The sequence below is a fragment of the Paraburkholderia dipogonis genome (assembly GCF_042680985.1).
Classification (GTDB): domain Bacteria; phylum Pseudomonadota; class Gammaproteobacteria; order Burkholderiales; family Burkholderiaceae; genus Paraburkholderia; species Paraburkholderia phytofirmans.
Genome location: NZ_JBHUFR010000001.1, coordinates 455,454 through 474,835, shown reverse-complemented (window position 1 = coordinate 474,835; position 19,382 = coordinate 455,454). Strand labels below are relative to the sequence as shown.

General features: G+C 60.1%; 15 protein-coding genes and 1 pseudogene. 9 read left to right on the top strand and 7 right to left on the bottom strand.

What is annotated here, in order from left to right; genetic code table 11:
- Window positions 1–11: 11 nt before the first annotated feature.
- Window positions 12–2,282 (bottom strand): xanthine dehydrogenase family protein molybdopterin-binding subunit, encoded by a 2,271-nt coding sequence (locus ACFSNN_RS01985; protein WP_134462313.1) that lies wholly within the window; start codon window positions 2,280–2,282, stop codon window positions 12–14.
- Between the two features lie 375 nt (window positions 2,283–2,657).
- Between ACFSNN_RS01985 and ACFSNN_RS01980 the strand changes: the two genes are divergently transcribed.
- Complete coding sequence (locus ACFSNN_RS01980) at window positions 2,658–2,993, top strand: type II toxin-antitoxin system RelE/ParE family toxin (protein ID WP_134462310.1); 336 nt, start codon at window positions 2,658–2,660, stop codon at window positions 2,991–2,993.
- Window positions 2,990–3,262, top strand: a pseudogene (locus ACFSNN_RS01975) (helix-turn-helix domain-containing protein); the annotation flags it as partial. The gene ACFSNN_RS01980 and the pseudogene ACFSNN_RS01975, both read left to right, overlap by 4 nt.
- A gap of 233 nt (window positions 3,263–3,495) precedes the next feature.
- On the opposite strand, the gene ACFSNN_RS01970 reads toward ACFSNN_RS01975, so the two are convergent.
- The 4 genes from ACFSNN_RS01970 to xylA form a co-directional block, all read right to left on the bottom strand.
- Complete coding sequence (locus ACFSNN_RS01970) at window positions 3,496–4,695, bottom strand: sugar ABC transporter permease (RefSeq protein WP_134462304.1); 1,200 nt, start codon at window positions 4,693–4,695, stop codon at window positions 3,496–3,498.
- Window positions 4,692–6,251: a D-xylose ABC transporter ATP-binding protein gene (gene xylG, locus ACFSNN_RS01965; RefSeq protein ID WP_134462302.1), complete on the bottom strand. Its 1,560-nt coding sequence runs from the start codon at window positions 6,249–6,251 to the stop codon at window positions 4,692–4,694. Before xylG ends, ACFSNN_RS01970 begins: the two co-directional genes overlap by 4 nt.
- Before the next feature lie 79 nt (window positions 6,252–6,330).
- The gene (gene xylF, locus ACFSNN_RS01960; RefSeq protein WP_134462299.1) at window positions 6,331–7,359 is read right to left on the bottom strand and encodes a D-xylose ABC transporter substrate-binding protein; all 1,029 of its coding nucleotides are present in this window, start codon (window positions 7,357–7,359) and stop codon (window positions 6,331–6,333) included.
- Between the two features lie 169 nt (window positions 7,360–7,528).
- A complete protein-coding gene (xylA, locus tag ACFSNN_RS01955) occupies window positions 7,529–8,851 on the bottom strand; it encodes a xylose isomerase (protein ID WP_134462296.1) in 1,323 nt (440 codons plus the stop codon).
- A 271-nt stretch (window positions 8,852–9,122) separates the two neighbouring features.
- On the opposite strand from xylA, the gene ACFSNN_RS01950 reads away from it, so the two are divergent.
- The 6 genes from ACFSNN_RS01950 (at window position 9,123) to ACFSNN_RS01925 (ending at window position 15,521) form a co-directional block, all read left to right on the top strand.
- Window positions 9,123–10,340 carry a XylR family transcriptional regulator gene (locus tag ACFSNN_RS01950; RefSeq protein ID WP_121310882.1) on the top strand — a complete coding sequence of 406 codons (1,218 nt, stop codon included), beginning with the start codon at window positions 9,123–9,125 and terminating at the stop codon, window positions 10,338–10,340.
- Window positions 10,341–10,373: 33 nt separating this feature from the next.
- Window positions 10,374–11,459, top strand: coding sequence for an aldose epimerase family protein (locus ACFSNN_RS01945; RefSeq protein WP_134462293.1), 1,086 nt, complete (start codon window positions 10,374–10,376; stop codon window positions 11,457–11,459).
- Window positions 11,460–11,629: 170 nt separating this feature from the next.
- On the top strand, window positions 11,630–11,932 hold the full coding sequence (locus ACFSNN_RS01940; RefSeq protein WP_134462290.1) for a DUF4148 domain-containing protein: 303 nt from the start codon (window positions 11,630–11,632) through the stop codon (window positions 11,930–11,932).
- Window positions 11,933–12,662: 730 nt separating this feature from the next.
- Entirely contained in the window at window positions 12,663–13,778 is a 1,116-nt protein-coding gene (locus tag ACFSNN_RS01935; RefSeq protein ID WP_134462287.1) for a polyamine ABC transporter substrate-binding protein, read from the top strand.
- A gap of 118 nt (window positions 13,779–13,896) precedes the next feature.
- Entirely contained in the window at window positions 13,897–14,259 is a 363-nt protein-coding gene (locus ACFSNN_RS01930; RefSeq protein ID WP_134462284.1) for a cupin domain-containing protein, read from the top strand.
- 287 nt (window positions 14,260–14,546) lie between these two features.
- Window positions 14,547–15,521 carry a sensor histidine kinase gene (locus ACFSNN_RS01925; RefSeq protein ID WP_134462281.1) on the top strand — a complete coding sequence of 325 codons (975 nt, stop codon included), beginning with the start codon at window positions 14,547–14,549 and terminating at the stop codon, window positions 15,519–15,521.
- On the opposite strand, the gene ACFSNN_RS01920 is transcribed toward ACFSNN_RS01925, so the two are convergent.
- Both ACFSNN_RS01920 and ACFSNN_RS01915 read right to left on the bottom strand, forming a co-directional pair.
- Window positions 15,508–15,966 carry an ankyrin repeat domain-containing protein gene (locus ACFSNN_RS01920; RefSeq protein ID WP_134462278.1) on the bottom strand — a complete coding sequence of 153 codons (459 nt, stop codon included), beginning with the start codon at window positions 15,964–15,966 and terminating at the stop codon, window positions 15,508–15,510. The two genes, ACFSNN_RS01925 and ACFSNN_RS01920, sit on opposite strands and share 14 nt — an antisense overlap.
- Window positions 15,967–17,080: 1,114 nt before the next feature.
- The gene (locus ACFSNN_RS01915; protein ID WP_208949559.1) at window positions 17,081–17,419 is read right to left on the bottom strand and encodes a hypothetical protein; all 339 of its coding nucleotides are present in this window, start codon (window positions 17,417–17,419) and stop codon (window positions 17,081–17,083) included.
- 699 nt (window positions 17,420–18,118) lie between these two features.
- Here ACFSNN_RS01915 and ACFSNN_RS01910 point away from each other — a divergent pair.
- Window positions 18,119–19,378, top strand: coding sequence for an MFS transporter (locus ACFSNN_RS01910; protein ID WP_208949558.1), 1,260 nt, complete (start codon window positions 18,119–18,121; stop codon window positions 19,376–19,378).
- Window positions 19,379–19,382: the final 4 nt, after the last annotated feature.

Below are 19,382 nucleotides of genomic sequence, written 5' to 3'. Positions count from 1 at the left end.
TTCGGCGTGCTTCACGCGAGCTTCAACGGCAGCGAGCGCAAGCGCTGGCCGGTCAGCTTGAACACCGCATTGGCCACTGCCGGCGCGACCGGCGGCACGCCCGCTTCGCCCACGCCTTGCGGATGAAGCTGGCTCGGCATGATGTCCGTGTCGATCACCGGGCAATCGTCGATTCGCATGACCGGGAAATCCAGAAAGTTTTTCTGCTGCACCTGACCGTTGACGAGCATGATCTCGTCCTGCAATGCAGCGGAAAGACCGAAGACGACCGCGCTCTCCATCTGCTGACGAATCAGATTGGGATTCACCGGTATGCCGCAATCGATCACGCAGACCACCCGATGCACACGAATCTTCTTCCCCGGCCCGATCGACACCTCCGCGACCTGCGCAACCACGCTGCCGAACGCCTCGTGCAACGCGACGCCACGCGCGCGCGGCGCGCCGTCGGCGGCCTGCGTGAGCGGATGCTCCCAGTCCGACAAAGCCGCCGCGCGCTTTAACACCGCCAGATGCCGCGGATGCTGCTCGAGCAGCGCGGCGCGAAACGCAATCGGGTCCTTGCCGGTCGCTACCGCAAGTTCGTCGGTAAAGCCCTCGGTGAAAAACGCCTGATGCGAGTGACCCACCGAACGCCAGAACCCGACCGGCACCGGCAACTCGACGATCTTGTGCGCGACACGCGCAGCGGGCCATTCGTAGGGCTGATCGAAGGCGCCTTCGCAGGTGGTCTTGTCGATCGGAAGGCGCGGCGCGCCGTAGTAGCGCGCGAGCGCTTCCGGCACGATCGCCTGACTCGCCGACGCGGCCTGCCACGCCACCAGTTTGCCGTCGTTGTCGAAACCGGCCTTCAGCCGCGACAGGCACGCCGGACGATAAAAGTCGTGGGTGAAATCCTGAGCTCGCGACCACAGGGTTTGCACCGGACGCCCGCCACCCTCGCGCGCAATCGCCGCAGCTTGAGCAATGAAATCGAGCTCCAGACGCCGGCCGAACGCGCCGCCGAGCAGAAGCGTTTGCACGTCGACTTTGTCCGCGTCGAGGTCCAGCACTTTCGCCACGTGATGCCGCGCGAGTCCGGGCATTTGCGTGGAGACCCAGACCGTGGCCGCGCCGTCCGCCACTTGCACGGTGCAGTTGAGCGGTTCGACCGCGCCGTGCGCGAGATACGGCGCGCGATATTCCGCGCTGACGGTGCGCGCCGCGCGGGTCAACGCGGCATCGACATCGCCCAGATGGAAGTAAGCGTGGCCGTCGCTGTCGTCGAGGGCCTGCGCGAGGCGGCGGTCCACGTCCGCGTTCGAGAGCTTCGCTGCCGGGCCGTCATGCCAGGTTACGTCGATGGCGGCGACCGCGTTCATCGCACGAAACGGGTTGTCGGCGATCACCGCGACGCCGCCGGTTCCGCCGCTGTATGGCGCGACGGCGAACGCCTTGATGAAGCCAGGCATCTTGCCGGCGGCCGTCGCGTCGAACTTTGCCACCGAGCCGCCGAGCGTCGGACACATCTCGACGCTCGCGTAGAGCAGGCCGTCCGGCAGCACGTCGATGCCGAAACGCGCCGTGCCGTTGATCTTCGACGCCGCTTCGATACGGCGCAGCGGTTTGCCGATCAGCTTGAAATCGGCGGGGTCTTTCAGCGTCACCTTGCGCGGCAGCGCCTGCTGCGCGGCCATCGACGACAATTCGCCGAAGCTCGCCTTATGCCCCGACGGGTGCAACACCTGACCGGCTTCAGCGCGGCATTCACCGGGCGGCACTTTCCATTGCGCGGCCGCCGCGCCGATCAGCATGGCGCGGGCCGAGGCGCCGGCTTCGCGCATGGGCGTCCATAGATCGTTGATGCTCGATGAACCGCCCGTCATCATCGTGCCGGCCTCGCGCACCAGCTTGCGGGTCATCCAGACGGCCGCGCGTTTGACGGTGCTGTCGTCGTCGGGGCGAAACGGCAAGTCGTCGATGATGCTTTGTACGCTGTTGTAGATCTTGTCGATGGGCGAGTCTTCGACGCGCACCTGCGACCAGTCGGCGTCAAGTTCTTCGGCGAGCAGCATCGCGAGGCCGGTGTGGATGCCCTGCCCCATTTCCGCCTTGCACATCATGATCGTCACGCTGTTGTCGGCGGCAATCTTGACCCAGCCGTTGAGCGCCGCTTGCGTGCCTTGCGCCGGCAGCGGCATAGAGGTGCTCAACCGCTGACCCGGCGGCAATACCGACCACCCGACCAGCAACGCGCCGACAGCGCCGGCGCCGCCGAGCAGAAAGGTTCTGCGTTTCAACATGGCATGGTTCGATCAGCTTGCACGGTGGCTGGAAAGCTGTGAAAGCGCGGGTCGGCGCGTGGCGTTGTTCCTCGGAATAGTAATAAGACGGGGGAGTGGATGTGGGACTTAAATGCGTGCGCTCAAGTCGGGGCGGCTTGGGGCGGGGGATGTGGGAGACGGCGAGGATGGGCGGTTGTCGTGGGGTGTTTCATTAAATGGGGTGGAACGGCGCAGAACGGTTTTGTCGGCACGTCCTATACGCGACAGCATCGGCTTTTTAATCTGGCTCAAATGTCTGCTGCGTGATGCCCGCAGAACGGTGCATCCAAATAAAAATAGTGACTTCGTCAAATTCTGCCGACCACCCTTTCATACAAATTTTTGTATAATCAAATGATCGATGCGAAGCCACTCAAGTTCTGCGGTAGCTCTCTAGACGACTTGCGCGAGTTTCCGCTTTCGGCGCGACGCGATGCCGGCCACCAACTCGATCAAGTCCAGCGCGGTCGCGACCCCGACGACTGGAAGCCCATGAATACGGTAGGCCCCGGCGCACGGGAAATTCGGATTCGCGACGCAGACGGTACATTTCGGATCATTTACGTGGCGAAGTTCAACGACGCGGTCCATGTGCTGCATTGCTTCCAGAAAAAGACGCAGAGGACCAGCAAAGCGGATCTTGAGCTTGCTACCAAGCGTTACCGCGAAATGAAAGAGGCTAAGGCATGAGCAATCAAACATTTTCGAGCGTCTGGGATGCCATCGAAGACACGCCCGAGCAAGCGGAGAACATGAAGCTTCGCTCGGTGCTAATGATGGCGATCAAAGACCATATCGACCGCACCGGAATGAGTCAGGCGGAAGCAGCCAAGCGCTTCTGTGTCACCCAGCCGCGCGTGTCCGATCTCATGCGCGGGAAGATCAATCTGTTCGCGCTCGACGCGTTGGTCAACATGGCGGTCGCGGCGGATATGCGCATCGAGATGCGCGTGCTGGACGGACCCTCGAAACGCAGCCCAAGCGCCTCCGGCGATAAATCGGCAGCGCGCAAGAAGCCTGCTGCAGCCACAAAAAAAACGGCAGCGGCAAAGAAGCCAGCCACAAAGGCGCCCACACGGCGCAGCAAGCTCGGCGCCGCCGTTGCCGCGCAGATGCGCTGATAGATAGCTCACGCGCCACATCAGTAGAAAACAGATGCGTCGGCCTCGCGCCGCCGCACCTCCCTTCAATCTCAGCGCCGGTTCGACCCCGACACCACATCGATCCACACGGCCAGCACGAGAATGCTGCCCTTCACAATCATCTGCCAATAAGCGTCGACGTCGAGCATCGACATGCCGTTATCCAGACTCGCCATCACCAGCGCGCCGATCAGCGCGCCATAGACCGTGCCGGAACCGCCGCGCATCGAGGTCCCGCCGATAAAGCACGCGGCAATCGCATCGAGCTCGCCCATCGATCCCGCCGACGGCGAACCCGCCGCCAGCCGCGCCGTATTGACGATGCCGCCAAACGCGCACATCAGCCCCATCAGCGCGAAGATCGTCAGTTTCACGCGATTAGTGTTGACGCCGGAGAGCCGCGTCGCTTCGAGATTCGAACCGACCGCGTAGATACGCCGCCCGAACACCGTCTGCGTGGCGATCCACGTGAAGATCCCCAGCAACGCGAGCAGCAACAGAACCGGCACCGGAATACCGCCGTAACGATCGAGCGTGGCAACGAAGCCCGCGAGAATCACACCCGCGCCAACCACTTTCACGACGTCCTGCCAGAACGGCACCACCCGCAACTGGTAACGCTCGCGATTACGCCGCTGCCGTATCGTCAGAAACGCCAGCAGCAGAAACAGCACCACCGCGAGCGTGTCGCCCGCGAGCCGCGGCAAATATCCTTGCCCGACGAACACGAAACTGTCCGATACCGGCGCAATTGTCGAGCCGCCTGTCACGCCGAGCAGAATGCCGCGATATGCGAGCATGCCGCCGAGCCCGACGATAAACGACGGCACGCGCCGATAAGTCGACCACCATCCGTTGAACATGCCGACCAGCACGCCGAGCAGCATCACCACGGGCAACGTGACGCCGATCGGCCAGTGACGGTTGACATCGAGTATCGCCGCCACGCCGCCGAGCAAGCCGAGCAGCGATCCCACCGACAGATCGATCTCGCCGGCGATGATCACAAATACCATGCCGCACGCGAGCATGCCGGTAATCGACATTTGCCGCAGCAGGTTCGACAGATTGCGCGGCGTGACGAACGCGCCGTGCGTGAGCGCTGAAAAGAAAATCCAGATCGCGGCCACGGCGATCAATAGCGCGAGAATCTTGTAGCGCGCGAACAATTGCTGAATGCGCTGCGGACCGCCGAATGCGCCTCGCGGCACGGCTTCGTCGGCGCGTTGGGAAGTAACGTCGGGCGTCATGCGGCACTCGCTGCGGTTGGGTTCGGGGATCGCTGCACGGGACGGATCGCGGCGCTAAGAATGTCCTCTTGCGTGAGGCCGTCGTTGACGAAATCGCCTCGCAACTCGTCTTCGCCGATCACCAGCACGCGATCGCTGATGCCGAGCACTTCGGGTAATTCAGAGGACACCATCACGATCGACATGCCGCGCTGCGCCAGTTGAAAGATCAGCTTGTAGATTTCATATTTCGCGCCGACGTCGACGCCGCGCGTGGGCTCGTCGAGAATCAGCACTTTCGGATTGGTCAGCAACATGCGTGTCAGCACGGCCTTTTGCTGATTGCCGCCCGACAGACTCGCAATCGACAACATGGGATGCGCGGCGCGCACGGAAAGCCGCTTCATCTCCGTATTGATCGTATCGAGTTCGGCCGCGGAGTCGATTCGTCCACCTGACGCAAAACGCTGCAACACCGCCAGCGTGATGTTGTGACCGACGCTCAGCCCCGGCACGATGCCGTGACGTTTGCGATCTTCCGGCACCATGCCGATGCCCGCGCGAATCGCATCGACGGGTGCGCGAATCTTGAGCGGCTTGCCGTCCATCACCACGGTCGCCTCGCTCACGCCGGGATACGCGCCGAAGATCGCCTGCATCAACTCCGTGCGCCCCGCGCCGACCAGACCAGCCACGCCGAGAATCTCGCCGTGCCGCAGCGCGAACGACACATCGTTCACACGCTTGCGGCGCGGATTCGTCACGTCGAAGCAAGTGACATGGCGCGCTTCGAAGATCACGTCGCCAATCGGATGCGGCTCGCGCGGAAACAGGTTTTTGATTTCGCGGCCCACCATCAACGAAATAATGCGGTCGGTGGTGAGCGCGCGCATCGGCTCGGTCGCGACATGACGGCCGTCGCGAATCACGCTGATCGTGTCGCAAACGGCCGCCACTTCATCGAGCTTGTGCGAGATGTACACGCAGGCCACGCCGCGCCGCTTCAGATCGCGCACAATGTCGAGCAGAATCCGGATCTCGGAAGAAGTCAGCGAAGAAGACGGTTCATCGAGAATCAGCAGCTTGGCGCGCTTGTTCAGCGCCTTCGCGATCTCGATCAACTGTTGATGGCCGCCGCCGTAGTTCATCACCGGCTGCGCGGCATTGATGCCGCTAATGCCGAGTTCGCGCAGCAGTTCGTCGGCGCGCTGATACATCGCGGCGTAGTTCATGCGGCCGCCGGGCAGCGTGATTTCATTGCCGAGAAAGATGTTCTCCGCCACCGACAGTTCAGGCACCAGCATCAACTCCTGGTGGATGATGATAATGCCGGCGCGTTCGGTGTCGCGCACGCTGGCGGCTTTCAGCGGCTCGCCTTCCCAGATGATTTCGCCGTCCCACGTGCCCCATGGATATACGCCGGAGAGCACTTTCATCAGTGTCGATTTGCCTGCGCCGTTCTCGCCGCACAGGCCCACGCACTCGCCGGGCGCGACCGTGAGGTCGATGCCGTCGAGCGCCTTCACGCCGGAGAACGCCTTGACGATGCCGCGCATCGTCATGAGAGCTTGCGTCATTCGCTATGCCTCGCTGCAAGGCGCGCGGCGGCGCCGATGCGTATGACACGCACCGAGGTCCACCGCGCACACGTTACGCTCATTGGCTCGCGAGCTGGGCCTGGCTATAGAAGCCGTCCTTGACGACTACATCGACATTGCTCTTGGTGAGCAACGTGGGTTGCAGAAGCACCGTGTCGACTTTCTTCTTGCCGTTGTCGTATTGCGAGTTAAAGGCGGGTTTTTCGCCCTTTGCAAGCGCCACGGAGAGCTTGGCCGCTTCGCTGGCAATCAGTTTCAGCGGCTTGTAGACGGTCATGGTCTGCGTGCCGGCAATCACACGCTTCACGGCCGCGAGGTCCGCGTCCTGGCCCGACACCGGCACCTTGCCTGCCATGTGCTGCGCGGCGAGCGCCTGGATCGCGCCACCGGCGGTGCCGTCGTTCGAGGCGACGATCGCGTCGATCTTGTTGTTATTCGCCGTCAGCGCATCTTCGACAATGCGCAGCGCCGTGGACGCGCTCCATTCCGGTACCCACTGCTGACCGACTACTTTGATATCGCCCTTATCGATGGCGGGCTTCAGTATCTTGAGCTGACCTTCGCGCAGCATCTTCGCGTTGTTGTCGGTCGGCGCGCCGCCGAGCAGGAAGTAGTTGCCCTTCGGTTGCGCGTTGTAGACGCCTTGCGCCTGCAATTCGCCGACCTTTTCGTTATCGAAGGAGATATAAGCGTCTACGTCGGCATCGAGAATCAGGCGGTCGTATGAAACGACCTTGATGCCCGCTTTCTTCGCTTCGGCGACCACGTTGCCGAGCGTCTTCGAATTGAACGGCACGATCACTATGACATCCACGCCGCGCGAGATCAGGTTTTCGATCTGCGAAATCTGGCGCTCTTCGCTCGCGTCGGCGGATTGCACCGACACTTTCGCGCCGAGTTTTTCCGCTGCGGCAACGAAATAATCACGATCGCGCGACCAGCGCTCGACGCGCAGATCGTCGATACAAAAACCAATTTCCGGATGATCCTTGCTTGCATGCGCGAGCGGCGCGACAAGCGACAGGCTGGCGAGCACCGCTCCACACACGAGCGAACTCAATACGGTACGACGCGTTGCGAATTTCATCTCTGTCTCCTTCTTCTGATAGCCGGAATACCGGATTGGACGGTTTGCGCTGCGAGCTGCAAGACCGGACAAGCGACAACCCAAAGCTTCTATTCACGCGGTCGACGTGGCCGCGATATTTTTTATTTAGCGTTGCGACTTCTTGATGCACTGTTTCCTGAAACGCTGATCAACGTCCGCTGTATATCGCCTGATTCACGATGTTTTCCATCAACTCCTGATGGCCGCTTGCGTGCTGCGGGTTCAGACCGCGCGCCATTGCGTCCTCAGCCAGCGTGGAGAGCGAATAGTCGCCGGAAGCAATCTTGCGGCCGAACTCCGCATCCCAGCCCGCGTAGCGCTGACGTTTGAATTGATCGAGACGGTCGTTTTCGATCAGCACGGCCGCGCGCTCGACGGCGAGCGCGAGATTGTCGATCGCACCAATGTGGCCGTAGAACAGATCTTCCGGATCGACGCTTTGGCGCCGCACTTTCGAATCAAAATTCATGCCGCCGGTCGTGAAACCGCCGTGTTTGAGAATTTCGTAGAAGGCGAGCGTCAGCTCTTCCACACTATTTGGGAATTGATCCGTATCCCATCCGTTTTGCGGATCGCCGCGATTCGCGTCGACGCTGCCGAAAATACCGAGCGCGTAAGCCGTGGCGATCTCGTGATGAAACGAGTGCCCCGCGAGCGTCGCATGATTGGCCTCGATATTCACGCGAACCTCTTTGTCGAGCCCGTGTTGCAGCAGGAATCCATGCACGGTCGCGACGTCGTAATCGTATTGATGCTTGGTCGGCTCCTGCGGTTTCGGTTCGATCAGCAGCGAGCCTTTGAAGCCGATCTTGTGCGCATGGTCGACCACCATATGCAGAAAACGGGCGAGTTGATCGCGTTCACGCACGAGGTCGGTATTGAGCAAGGTGTCGTAACCTTCGCGGCCGCCCCACAGTACATAGTTATCGCCGCCCAGCCGTTGCGTCGCATCGAGCGCGTGGCGCACCTGTGTCGCCGCAAACGCGAACACCTCCGGATCGGGACTGGTCGCGGCACCGGCCGCATAACGGGGATGCGAGAACAGATTGGCCGTGCCCCACAGCAGCTTGATACCCGTGCTCTCCTGCTTGCGCGCCAGATAGTCGGTGATGCGCAAGAAGTTTTCGCTGTACTCCTTCAGGCTCGACCCTTCGGGCGAGACGTCGGTATCATGAAACGTGTAGTACGGCGTGCCGAGCTTCGAGAAGAATTCGAATGCGGAATCCGCCTTTTGCTGCGCGCGTTCCATCGCGTCGCCGGCTTGCTGCCAGGGACGCCGAAACGTGCCTTGACCGAAAATATCCACGCCCGGCCAAACAAACGTATGCCAGTAGCACACGGCAATGCGCAGATGTTCTTCGAGTGTCTTGCCGAGCACCTTTTTGCTTTTATCGTAGTGACGGTACGCAAGCGGGTTATCCGATTGAGGGCCTTCGTAGCGGATCTCGGGAATGTGTTCGAAGTAAGACATCAGCGTCTCCAGTTTATGGTGCACCGCAACCCGTGCGACGTCGCCGCGCCGGTTGACAAGGTGACGCCATGCTGCCGCTTGCACGATGCGTCGGCAATTGCGAAATTGCGCAGCGTGCTTGATGTTTCTTACCGCCCTTGATTTTGTTTCGCACCGGCGCGCGATTCGGGGCCTAGAATAACCAGACGCTTAAAACCGGTGCTGTTCAACTCAAGCATCCAACAGGAGACGAAGGTGTGACGGGCTATTGGCCTGCGCGCCGCTCACCGCCATGACCCGTCCGCAAACACCACAGACGACCCATCGGATCGCGCTGCTGTTCAACGCGAACAAGGTCTACGACCGCGAGATCATTACCGGCATCGGCAACTACCTGCTGTCCACGCGCGTGGCGTGGGACCTGTTTCTCGAAGAAGATTTTCGCTGCCGGCTGACGGGCATCGAGCGCTTCGACGGCGACGGCATCATCGCGGATTTCGACGATCCCGCCGTGGGCGAAGCGCTGCGCGATTGTCCGTTGCCAGTGGTCGCCGTGGGTTCGTCGTTCGAAGATCCCGCGCACTATCCTCCGGATTTACCCTATATCGCCACCGACAATAGCAAGCTCGTCTCGCTCGCCTACACGCATCTGATCGGCGCGGGGCTCGAGCATTTCGCGCTGTACAGCTTGCCGCAGGCGCAGGAGAACCGCTGGGCGCAACAACGCGAACTCGCGTTCGCTCATCTGCGCAGCGCGGATGGACATAGCGCGGAGCAGATCGACGGCGAGATCTATCGCGGGCTTTCGACCAGCGCGCCGTCATGGAACCAGGCGACCGAGCAACTCACCGCGTGGCTGCGGGATTTGCCGAAGCCAGTCGGCATCATCGCCGTGACCGATGCGCGTGCGCGGCATCTGCTTCAGGCGTGCTTGATCGCCGGCATTCCTGTGCCCGAAGAAGTCGCGATCATCGGCATCGACAATGACCCGCTGACGCGTACGTTGACCCGCATTCCGCTTTCTTCGGTGATTCAGGGCACTGAGGAAATGGGCCGCACCGCGGCTCACCTCTTGCATCAGATGCTGCGTGGTGCGCGCTTTCCCGGGCGGCGCATTCTCGTTCCGCCGGTCGGCATCAACGTGCTCGAATCGACGAAGCATGAACCACTGGCGAGTCCATATGTGATGCGGGCGCGGCACTTCATTCGACAGTACGCGTGCCAGGGCATTCGCACCGAACAGGTGGCCGACTATGTAGGCGTGTCGCGTTCGTCGCTCGAAGAGTACTTTCGGCGCGAACGGCAGTGCACCGTGCATCAGGAAATCCTGCGCCATAAACTCGATGTCGCGAAGGCCCTGCTGGCGAAGCGCGATGCGTCGAGCGCGGAAGTGGCGATCCGTTGCGGCTTCACGTCGCTGCAGTACATGTACGCGGTGTTTCGACGTGAACTCGGCTGTACGCCGCGCGAATACCAGGAGCAGGCGAATTCGACGTCCGCGCCCGGCTGAGCATGCCTATTCTCTTTTCTTTTCACTGACGACATGATCAGCATCGCACAACTTTCTTCCGAGCCGTGGGGCACATTGCGCGGCGGCGATTCCGTTCGACTCTTCACGCTGCGCAATGCGCACGGTATGAAAGTCGCCATCAGCGATCTCGGCGCGACGCTGGTCTCGTGGCATGCGCCGGATCGCTCCGGCGTACTCGGCGATATTCTGCTCGGCCACGACACGCCCGCTGAATATGTGGCGGCCACCACCTACATGGGCGGCCTGATCGGCCGCTGGGCGAACCGCATTGCCGACGCGCGCTTTACGCTCGACGGCATCGAGTACACGCTCGACCGTAATGAAGGCGCGAACCTGCTGCATGGCGGCACGGTGGGTTTTCATCGCGCGCTGTGGGACGTGAGTGAGGACAACGGCGCGTTGCTCATGCGGTTGGAGTCGCCCGAAGGCGATGCCGGCTTTCCTGGCAACGTAACCACGCAAGTGCGCTATTCGCTCGACGACGACGGCACGCTGACCATCGCCTACGAAGCAATCACCGATGCCGCGACGCCGCTCAATCTGACAAGCCATCCGTACTTTAATCTCACGGGCCGGCCAGGCGCCGACATTCGCGGTCACGTGTTGTCGATCGATGCCGACCGCTTCTTTGAAGTCGACGCCGCGATGATTCCGTGCAAACTCGCGGAAGTGGCGGGCAACGCCTTCGATTTCCGGCAGAGCGCACCGATCGGCGCGCGGCTCGACTGGCCGCACGCGCAGTTGGCAACAGCCGGCGGTTTCGATCATTGCTACGTGCTGCACGATGCACGCGACGCCGGCCAAAACGGCGCCACTCCGCCAATGCGCCAGGTTGCCTGCGCTTACGATCCCGGCAGCGGACGCGAATTGACCGTGTCGACCGATCAACGCGGCTTACAGTTTTATAGCGGCAACTGGTTGAAGGGCGACACAGGACGCGGCGGCGTTGCGTATCAAGCGCATGCCGGTTTATGTCTCGAAGCCGGAGGCTTTCCGAACCAGGTCAATATGGCTGAGCAGGACAACGTGATCGTGCGAGCCGGCGACACGTATCGGCAAGTGACTGCATACCGTGTCGACGTACGCCAAGGCGTGTGACGCGATTGTTTATATATTACGGACGACATTACATCACGCCGACTTACTGTTTGTGACAACACTGAATTACCGTATCAAGGGTTTCCCCTAGACCACGCCCTTCCTAGAATCCGTGCATGGTGCCGACGATTGCTGCGGCGCCCAATAAAATATTCTCGGAGGGAAGCAACATGAAATCGCTTATCAAAGCCGTGGCGCTAGTTGTAGTGTTCGCAGCACCGGTGGCATCGTTCGCACAATCCGAGCAACCGGTCACGCGCGCCGAGGTCAAGGCGCAATTGAAGCAGATCGAACAAGCCGGCTACAACCCCGCGGTCGCAACCGACTCCACCTACCCCGCTGGCATTCAAGCGGCCGAAGCACGTGTCGCCGCACAGAATAGTGGAGCGACGGGATATGGTCCTTCCACCGCCGGCTCCTCGGAAACCGGCTCTAATGTTCCTGCCGGGAATCCGAATCTGCAAGGTCAGTAGTACGCAATCCGTTTTAGGCAATTCGATGCGAGCGCATGGTTCGGGAATGCGCTCGCGTTTGTGCATCGAATGCGTGACCATGACAGCGCAATGTCAGAAAGTCCTTTGACGAAAATAATGGCTCAGCTATCCTAAGGCGGCAGTTCGATGGTTCTCGGCATGCATTCCTGTGCATCGCGAGAACTTCTACTCAACGTCGCTTCGGGTTCAATCGTGAAAGTCCGTGGTCCATTGGTGAGATACCAGCGCGGTCGGGAAAGAACGATCCTGTTCGGCTGTCCGATCGCTCATCAGGGGAGCAACTGCGCTTCGCCGTCCCGTCCCCTGTCTATCGATACCGTCTTGTCGCGCCGCTCTGTGCGTCGGCATAACGTGATTGCCGCGCCTTCAGCCATTCCTGTGCGTACCGACGAAATCGCGTCGCTTCTGCCTTAGCCCCCTTCTCTTTTCGCGAGACTGTGTTGCATGCGGGAGACCGTTCGTTTAGTGGTCGCACGCCTGTCATGCATTTGCCTGTTCGTGCTTCGCAAGTTCGCTCGCTAGCGCGCGACGGCTTATAGCGCTCGCTTATTCGCATTCGTTTTAGCTCTGCTGTGCGCTTGCGCTGCGGCAGGCGGCGTCACGTCTCTTTGTCTTTCGTGTTCTTGTGGAATGCGCCGACTGGGAGCGATGGGATACGCGCGTCTGTGCTGTGGCGAAAACTGAAGTTCGATATCAAGGAGATTGCAGAATGAAGACTCGTCACGCCACCCTTCTTTCGCTCGCCGGCACGCTGCTGTGCTCGCTGACCGCTTTGACCGCAATGAACGCGCGCGCCGCGGATACATCGCTGAATGTCTACAACTGGTCCGACTATATTGCGAAGGACACGATTGCCAACTTCGAGAAGCAATCCGGCGTCACCGTGAAATACGACAGTTACGACAGCGACGATACGTTGCAGGCCAAATTGCTCGCGGGCAGTTCGGGCTATGACATCGTGGTGCCGACGTCGAGCTATATGGCGCGGCAGATCGAAGCCGGCGTTTATCAGAAGATCGACAAGTCGAAGATGCCGAACCTCGCCAATCTCGATCCCGGTTTGATGAAGCTGATTGCCGATGCCGATCCCGGCAATCAATACGGCGTGCCTTGGGCGTGGGGCACCGATGGGATCGGCTACAACGTGCAGGCGGTGAAGCAAGCGCTTGGTGGTGAAGCGCCGGTGGATAGCTGGTCGCTGTTGTTCGACCCGGCGAATCTGTCTAAGGTGAAGAGCTGCGGCGTGTCCTTTCTCGATTCGGCCGCGGATGTTTTCCCCGCTGTGCTTCAGTACATGCATAAGGATCCGAACAGTACTAATCCTGGCGACTACCAGGCCGCGTATGAAGTGCTGAAGAAGGTGCGGCCGTATATCACGCAGTTCAATTCGTCCGGCTATATCAACGATCTGGCGAACAACGATATCTGTGTGGCGTTCGGCTTTTCCGGCGATGTGGGTATTGCGCGGCGACGTGCTTCTGAGGCCAGGCGCCCGTATGAGGTTCGGTTTTCGAATGTCAAGGATGCCGGTTTGGTCTGGATGGACGTGATGGTGATTCCGAAGGACGCGCCGCATCCGGAAGCGGCGATGAAGTGGATGAACTACATCGAAGATCCGAAAGTGAGTGCAGAGATTACGAATGAGGTTTTTTATCCGACCGCGAATCGTGCGGCGCGGCAGTTCGTGACGCCGGCTATTGAGCAGGATGCAAATGTATATCCACCTGAGGCCGTGCTGAACAAGATGACGTTGATGCGGCCGCAGCCGGCGCCGATCATGCGATTGGAGAATCGGCTTTGGGCGCAGTTGAAGTCGGGGAGTTGAGGCGCTTTGTAGCTGGCGGTTGGATTGGTAATTTCAGGTGAGTCTTTTGGGCGTGGCGCGGGCAGTGGGTGCAGGCGCTGCGCTTCTTTTTTCTATTCTTCTTTCTATTCGAGACGTTATGACTATTTTGACTATTGTGGATTTTTCGGCACCTGCCAAGGAAAGTAGTGAGTACATGCCCAAGGCGGAGGCTGTGCTGGCTGGTGATCCTTTGCAAATGGTTCACACGCATTTTTCTAGCCCTTGTGGGCAGCTTGCGGCCGGGACTTGGGAAGGCGCCTGTGGTCAGTGGGCTGTTAATTTTACGGAGAGCGAGTATTGCGAGATTCTTGAAGGGGTATCGGTGATTCGCGATGCAGACGGCGTGGCGAAAACTGTGCGCGCTGGGGATCGGTTTTTGATTCCCGCGGGGTTCAGGGGAACCTGGGAGGTTGTGGAGCCGTGCAGGAAGGTTTTTGTTTCGGTGGAGTTTAAGGAGTAGCTCGATGCAAGGCGGACGCGCAATAATTCTGCGCACAGCCGTCGTCCCGTGAAGTGAGGCGACCCGGCTCGCGCGATCAACCCTGCAAACGAAATTATCGGCAAGTTCGTCGTGTCCTCGACTGACTATCGACGGGGACAAACTCCATGCTCGACCCGGACGAGCTTTTGCGCTTACCATAAGCCGCGCTCACCGGAGTCCAGCGACGCAGCAAGCGCTTATAGCGCATGGTCAAAATGTGACGCGTGGTGAAGCCTGCGGTGGACGAGAGTGAATGAGCCTGGCAAATGAACACTAGCTTTCACTTCGGCGAATCCAAACCGATGATCTTGTGGCGGCGCCTGCTGTGGGTGTGGGCCACGTTCTGGCTGCTTATGCTGGCTCTCGGGATCCAGCAATCCCTCTGGACAGGCAGACTGCAGATCTGGCGGCCGCTCGTCAACACGGGCTCATCGGCCCTTGCCGCAACGGCGCTGATTGCGGTGCACGTAATGCGCGGAGATTGGCGCGATAGCCTTCTCAACCAGCCGTTGCGATGGTTTCTTCGCTCCTGGGCCTCGATGCCGCTGCGAATGGTCGCTTACATTGCTGCAATGTATGCGTTGCGATTCGGTATCTACGCAGTTGCGGGAGCCAGGTACCGGCATGGTCCGTGGACCGAAGTGATGGCCTACGAAGCGACGAGTTTCGTCATGTTCTACGCGTTGTTCACCGGTATCCTTTTCGGCGCTCGCTCTTACGGGGCGTGGGTTGAAGAACGGCTGGCCGCCGAAAAAGTGGCGAACCTGGCGCGACAGGCCCAACTTGCGCAACTGACCCAGCAACTACACCCTCACTTTCTGTTTAATGCGCTGAACACCGTTTCGTCGCTGATCCACGCTGATCCGGACGCGGCCGATAGGCTGCTCACCCGTCTGGCGATCCTGTTGCGCGCGGCGACCGATGCAAGCCAGCGTTCAGAACAGTCACTGGCCGAAGAGTTGACCTTGCTGCGTGCCTACGCGGACATCATGGTTCAGCGTTTCGCCGCTCGCGTCCGAATATCGTGGGAGGTCGATGCAACTCTACAGAATTGCCGCGTTCCCACACTCGGACTTCAACCGCTGCTGGAAAACTGTTTCCGTCATGTTGTCGAGCGACGCAGCACCATCCGTTCAATAATTTCTGGAGGCAGTTTGCGTTCCCGAGCGATCGCTATGCTGTCGCGACCTCGCGAATCCGAAATCGACGGGTCCGCTCCGGCGTCGATCAATAGGGTCTAGCGAGCCGCTGGAGCCTCGCCGCATAGAAAATGGGTGTCTCGCCATGCGCCCTGAGATTCAGTTCTGGTTTGGACTTCAACAGTGCACGACATACAACGTCGTCGTCGCGCCACACTGCCGCCCAAAGCGAATAGCTGGCGTTGGCGCCACGTTGCAAAAGAAACTCGACCAAAGGAAAGTTTTCTCCACGGGCGACGGCATACCATAGCGGCGTAGCTCGAAAATCCCCTTCATCCTCGTCCATTGGCACGGCCCGTTCGAGGTCTGCACCTGCTTCGAGCAAGGTTGTGATGGTTTTGATGCCGTTCGGTTCGACTAGTTGTGTACTACTGCCAGGTTTGACTTCGCATGCCCGATGCAGGGCGGTGAGCCCCTGCGGATCGCTCGCCGCGACAAGTTCGGGGGCTGCAACCAATAATGCGGCGACTGTCTGCCAGTCCCACATTCGGGATGCAGAGAACAGCGCTGTTCTTGAAGGTCTACCCATTTTCGCTCCGCACTTGATCGCGACCGCTCCGCTTCAAGCAGTGCCAATTGTCGCAAAGTATCGACTATTAGATTGTCGTCAATTTGGGGCAGGCAGTCCAATGACGCTTCTTGGGCGAACCCGGAAGTTCGACCGGCGCCCGTCGGCTACTTGCTCGGACTCGACACGAACTTCTATTGTCGACCCTGAGCGGAAGTAGCGTACGCGAGACTGGGTGCCGCAAAGCGGTCGGTTGAGTGGCGATGCGGCACAGGGATTCCCGCGTGCTAGCGACCTGACCCAGAGCGACTCGCGGTGAAAGACCGAAGCACATCTTCTCGGGGCAGCTCTGCCGGGGCATCGCCTGCGAGCCCGTAAACTTCGATTCCACTTAGCAACCCTGCGCTCTCGAAAATGAATATCCCGGCCGGCGCCTCGTCTGGACCGAAAATATAGTCCCCGAGGATATGTACCCCCGGTGGGGCCGGCTCGTGGTTCTTGATTCGGAAATTGATGGATCCACAGCCGCATGGGCAGCGCCAAGGCGTTACCTCCGCAGCTGTGAGTTGCTCAAGAAACTCTCTCGCCTCCGCTTCGCCGTGTTCAAGCATCCAACGCGCGAGCGACATCTCTGACACAGAGAGCGGGCGGTTTTGTTCGAGAGGACTCGTGGTGTGGGAAATCAACTGGGAACGCCAAGTGTAGCAGGCCGCAACATGCGGAAATGCTTTCTCAGAGCCTCGGGAACGGACCTTCGCGAATGACTCATACCGACCGCACGCTGCCTGCTGCGCTTTGGCTCATTCCGGACCCGACGCTGCCGTTCAATTACGTGGTTGGCTACCAGGACAAACTGGCGCAGGTCTTCGTTTACAAATTCCGGTGTGAACACATGGGTCCTCTGCGCGACAAGAATGCCATTTTACTCAGAGCTTCCAAGCCATTCTCGATGCGCCTACGAAATGCTCGGATTACGATTCGTGCCGCACCAGCGCGCTGTAGGGACGGCAGATTGCGACCCGAAAGAAGACATCAGCGAGCGCATGTGAGTGACCGCAGTTGGTCAACTCGGCCTAACACCTACTCGGGTCCGTCAAAATCCTGACGCAGCGAGCAAACCGGCTTTATATAGACTTGATTCAAAAACAAACGGTCCAACTGCCTCAAGTGACGTCGAATCATATTCGCCCACCTGGTAGGCAAAATTTTCCCAGACGTAGGATTCGCGATCGCGCCGCACGAGGGCCGAATATGCGCCGCAACCAACATCGCCGCACTCTGGGCAGATATAAAGCAGCACACGCTTTCCGTTCTCAGGCGGAGCGTCGAGCAGCGTCGCGCGAGTACGCTCGCATACCTCTGCAAACCCACTCACAAAGCACCCCATGAAATCAGAGTGTCCTCCAGCATTTTTCACCAGCATTTCCAGCAAAGACTGCCCGTCTATCAGGAAGTCTGCGGAGGTTCTCTCAGTGCAGGTAGCAGCCCCCGACCCGGTCCCTGGTCGATGAAGTATGCGATGTCCAAGTAGGTTCATGTTCGTGTACGGAATCGGCTAATTTATCGGCATTGTCAACGATTGAGGAGCCCGTGTCGAATGGCCGTTCATGGTCGACTGTACGCAGTCGCGGCCTCCGCCGGACCCAGGTCAACGGCGAGCGCACCAAACCGCCCCGTTACAGACGACCTGGTTGTTGTACTTCTAACGGCTGATATCTAGCCGGAGCAGACGCTCAATACAATCCCCGTCTCTCAGCACCATCAATACTTCTGAAACGCGATTGCTGAGCATGCTAGCCGGTCTGCAAGACTGCTGATTCCAGTTGCAAACACGAACCGGCAGCCCGATCAACTAGCTCAGCGATGCCCGCGTGTGCTCACTGAAAAGGGTCACGCTCCCAAGCTATCACCCCTCTATCTCCTCCAGTCCTGCCCGTCCACCTGTAGCGGCAACTCTGATTTTCGCCCGTGGCGTTCCGCGTCAAGAAGCAGTTCGCTGTCAGTCAACTTCCAGAAATTTCCGCGACGGACGATTGTCCTGGGGCCGCTCCAACATGCAGTACATGCGGGAGCCGGCCAAAGTTCGGCATATGTGCTGAAGACTTAATGCGGGAGACACAAGGGGTTGACCATGAACACAAGCATCAGATCGAATTCGACATATGAACGGCGGGCGATTGCGTTGCTCGCGCTTGGCTTCGGGCTAGTCGGGCTCGACCGCTGGCTCATTACGCCGCTGTTCCCGCAAATGATGCGCGACCTCGGTCTCACGTATCAGGATCTCGGGAACGTTACGGCCGTGCTGGGCCTCGCCTGGGGGGTGTCCGCGATCTTGATGGGACGTCTGTCCGACACGCTCGGCAGACGCAAGATCCTGATTCCCGCCATCATTCTGTTTTCACTGCTGTCAGGGTCGACGGGCCTTGTCGGCGGTGTTGCATTGCTGATGACGACGCGCGTACTGATGGGCATCACCGAAGGCGCGTATTGCCCTGCCAGCTTCGCGGCAGGAGACGACGCGTCGCCTCCCGTCCGCCGCGGTTTGAACCTGGGCATCATTCAGGGCTGCTTCGCGCTTTTCGGGCTCGGCCTCGGGCCGATCATCGCCACGCAACTGCTCTCGGTCGTTCCTTCGTGGCGCATCGTTTTCGCAATCGTCGCCGCTCCGGGGTTGCTGCTTGCATTCCTGATGTACCGCACGATCCGTGAGCCCGCTCACCTCGCCTCGACGAAGCCGTCCGAGCACACGCCGCACCGCGAGAGTTGGGGTTCGGTGCTTCGTTACGGGAACGTCCGCGTCGGCATGGGCGCCATTTTTTGTGCAATGGCGGGACTGTTCGTTCTCGCCGCGATCACCCCTGTGTATCTGACCGACCTCCGTCACATGCCGACGGCACAGATGGGTTTCGTGATGTCTGGCCTCGGGTTCGGCGGATTTGCCGGTCAGATCTTCGTATGCGGCATTTCCGATTCCATCGGACGCCGAAACGCCGCGAAGATCACCTTTCTCGCCGGCTGTGCGTCACTACTCGCCTTCGCTTATGCACCGACGATTCCGGCGGTGCTGTTCGCGCTCCTCTTTGCGATCGCCTTCTTCTGCTGTGGCGCGATCTCGCTGATGGCGGGTCCGGTCGCGGCGGAGGCCGTACCTTCGCTGCTGACATCGTCCGCGGTGGGCGCTGTCGTCGGCGCCGGCGAGATATTCGGCGGCGGCGTCGCGCCGGCCATCGCGGGCTTCATCGCTCAGCATATGGGCCTTCAATTCACGATCCTGTTCGCCTCGGCTGCGCTCGGCGCCGGCTTTCTGCTCGCCTTTCTGCTGAAGGAAACCGCGCCGGGCAAGCGAGGTGAAGCAGCGACGCACGAAAGCCTGACCACACAAAACAACTAAGTTG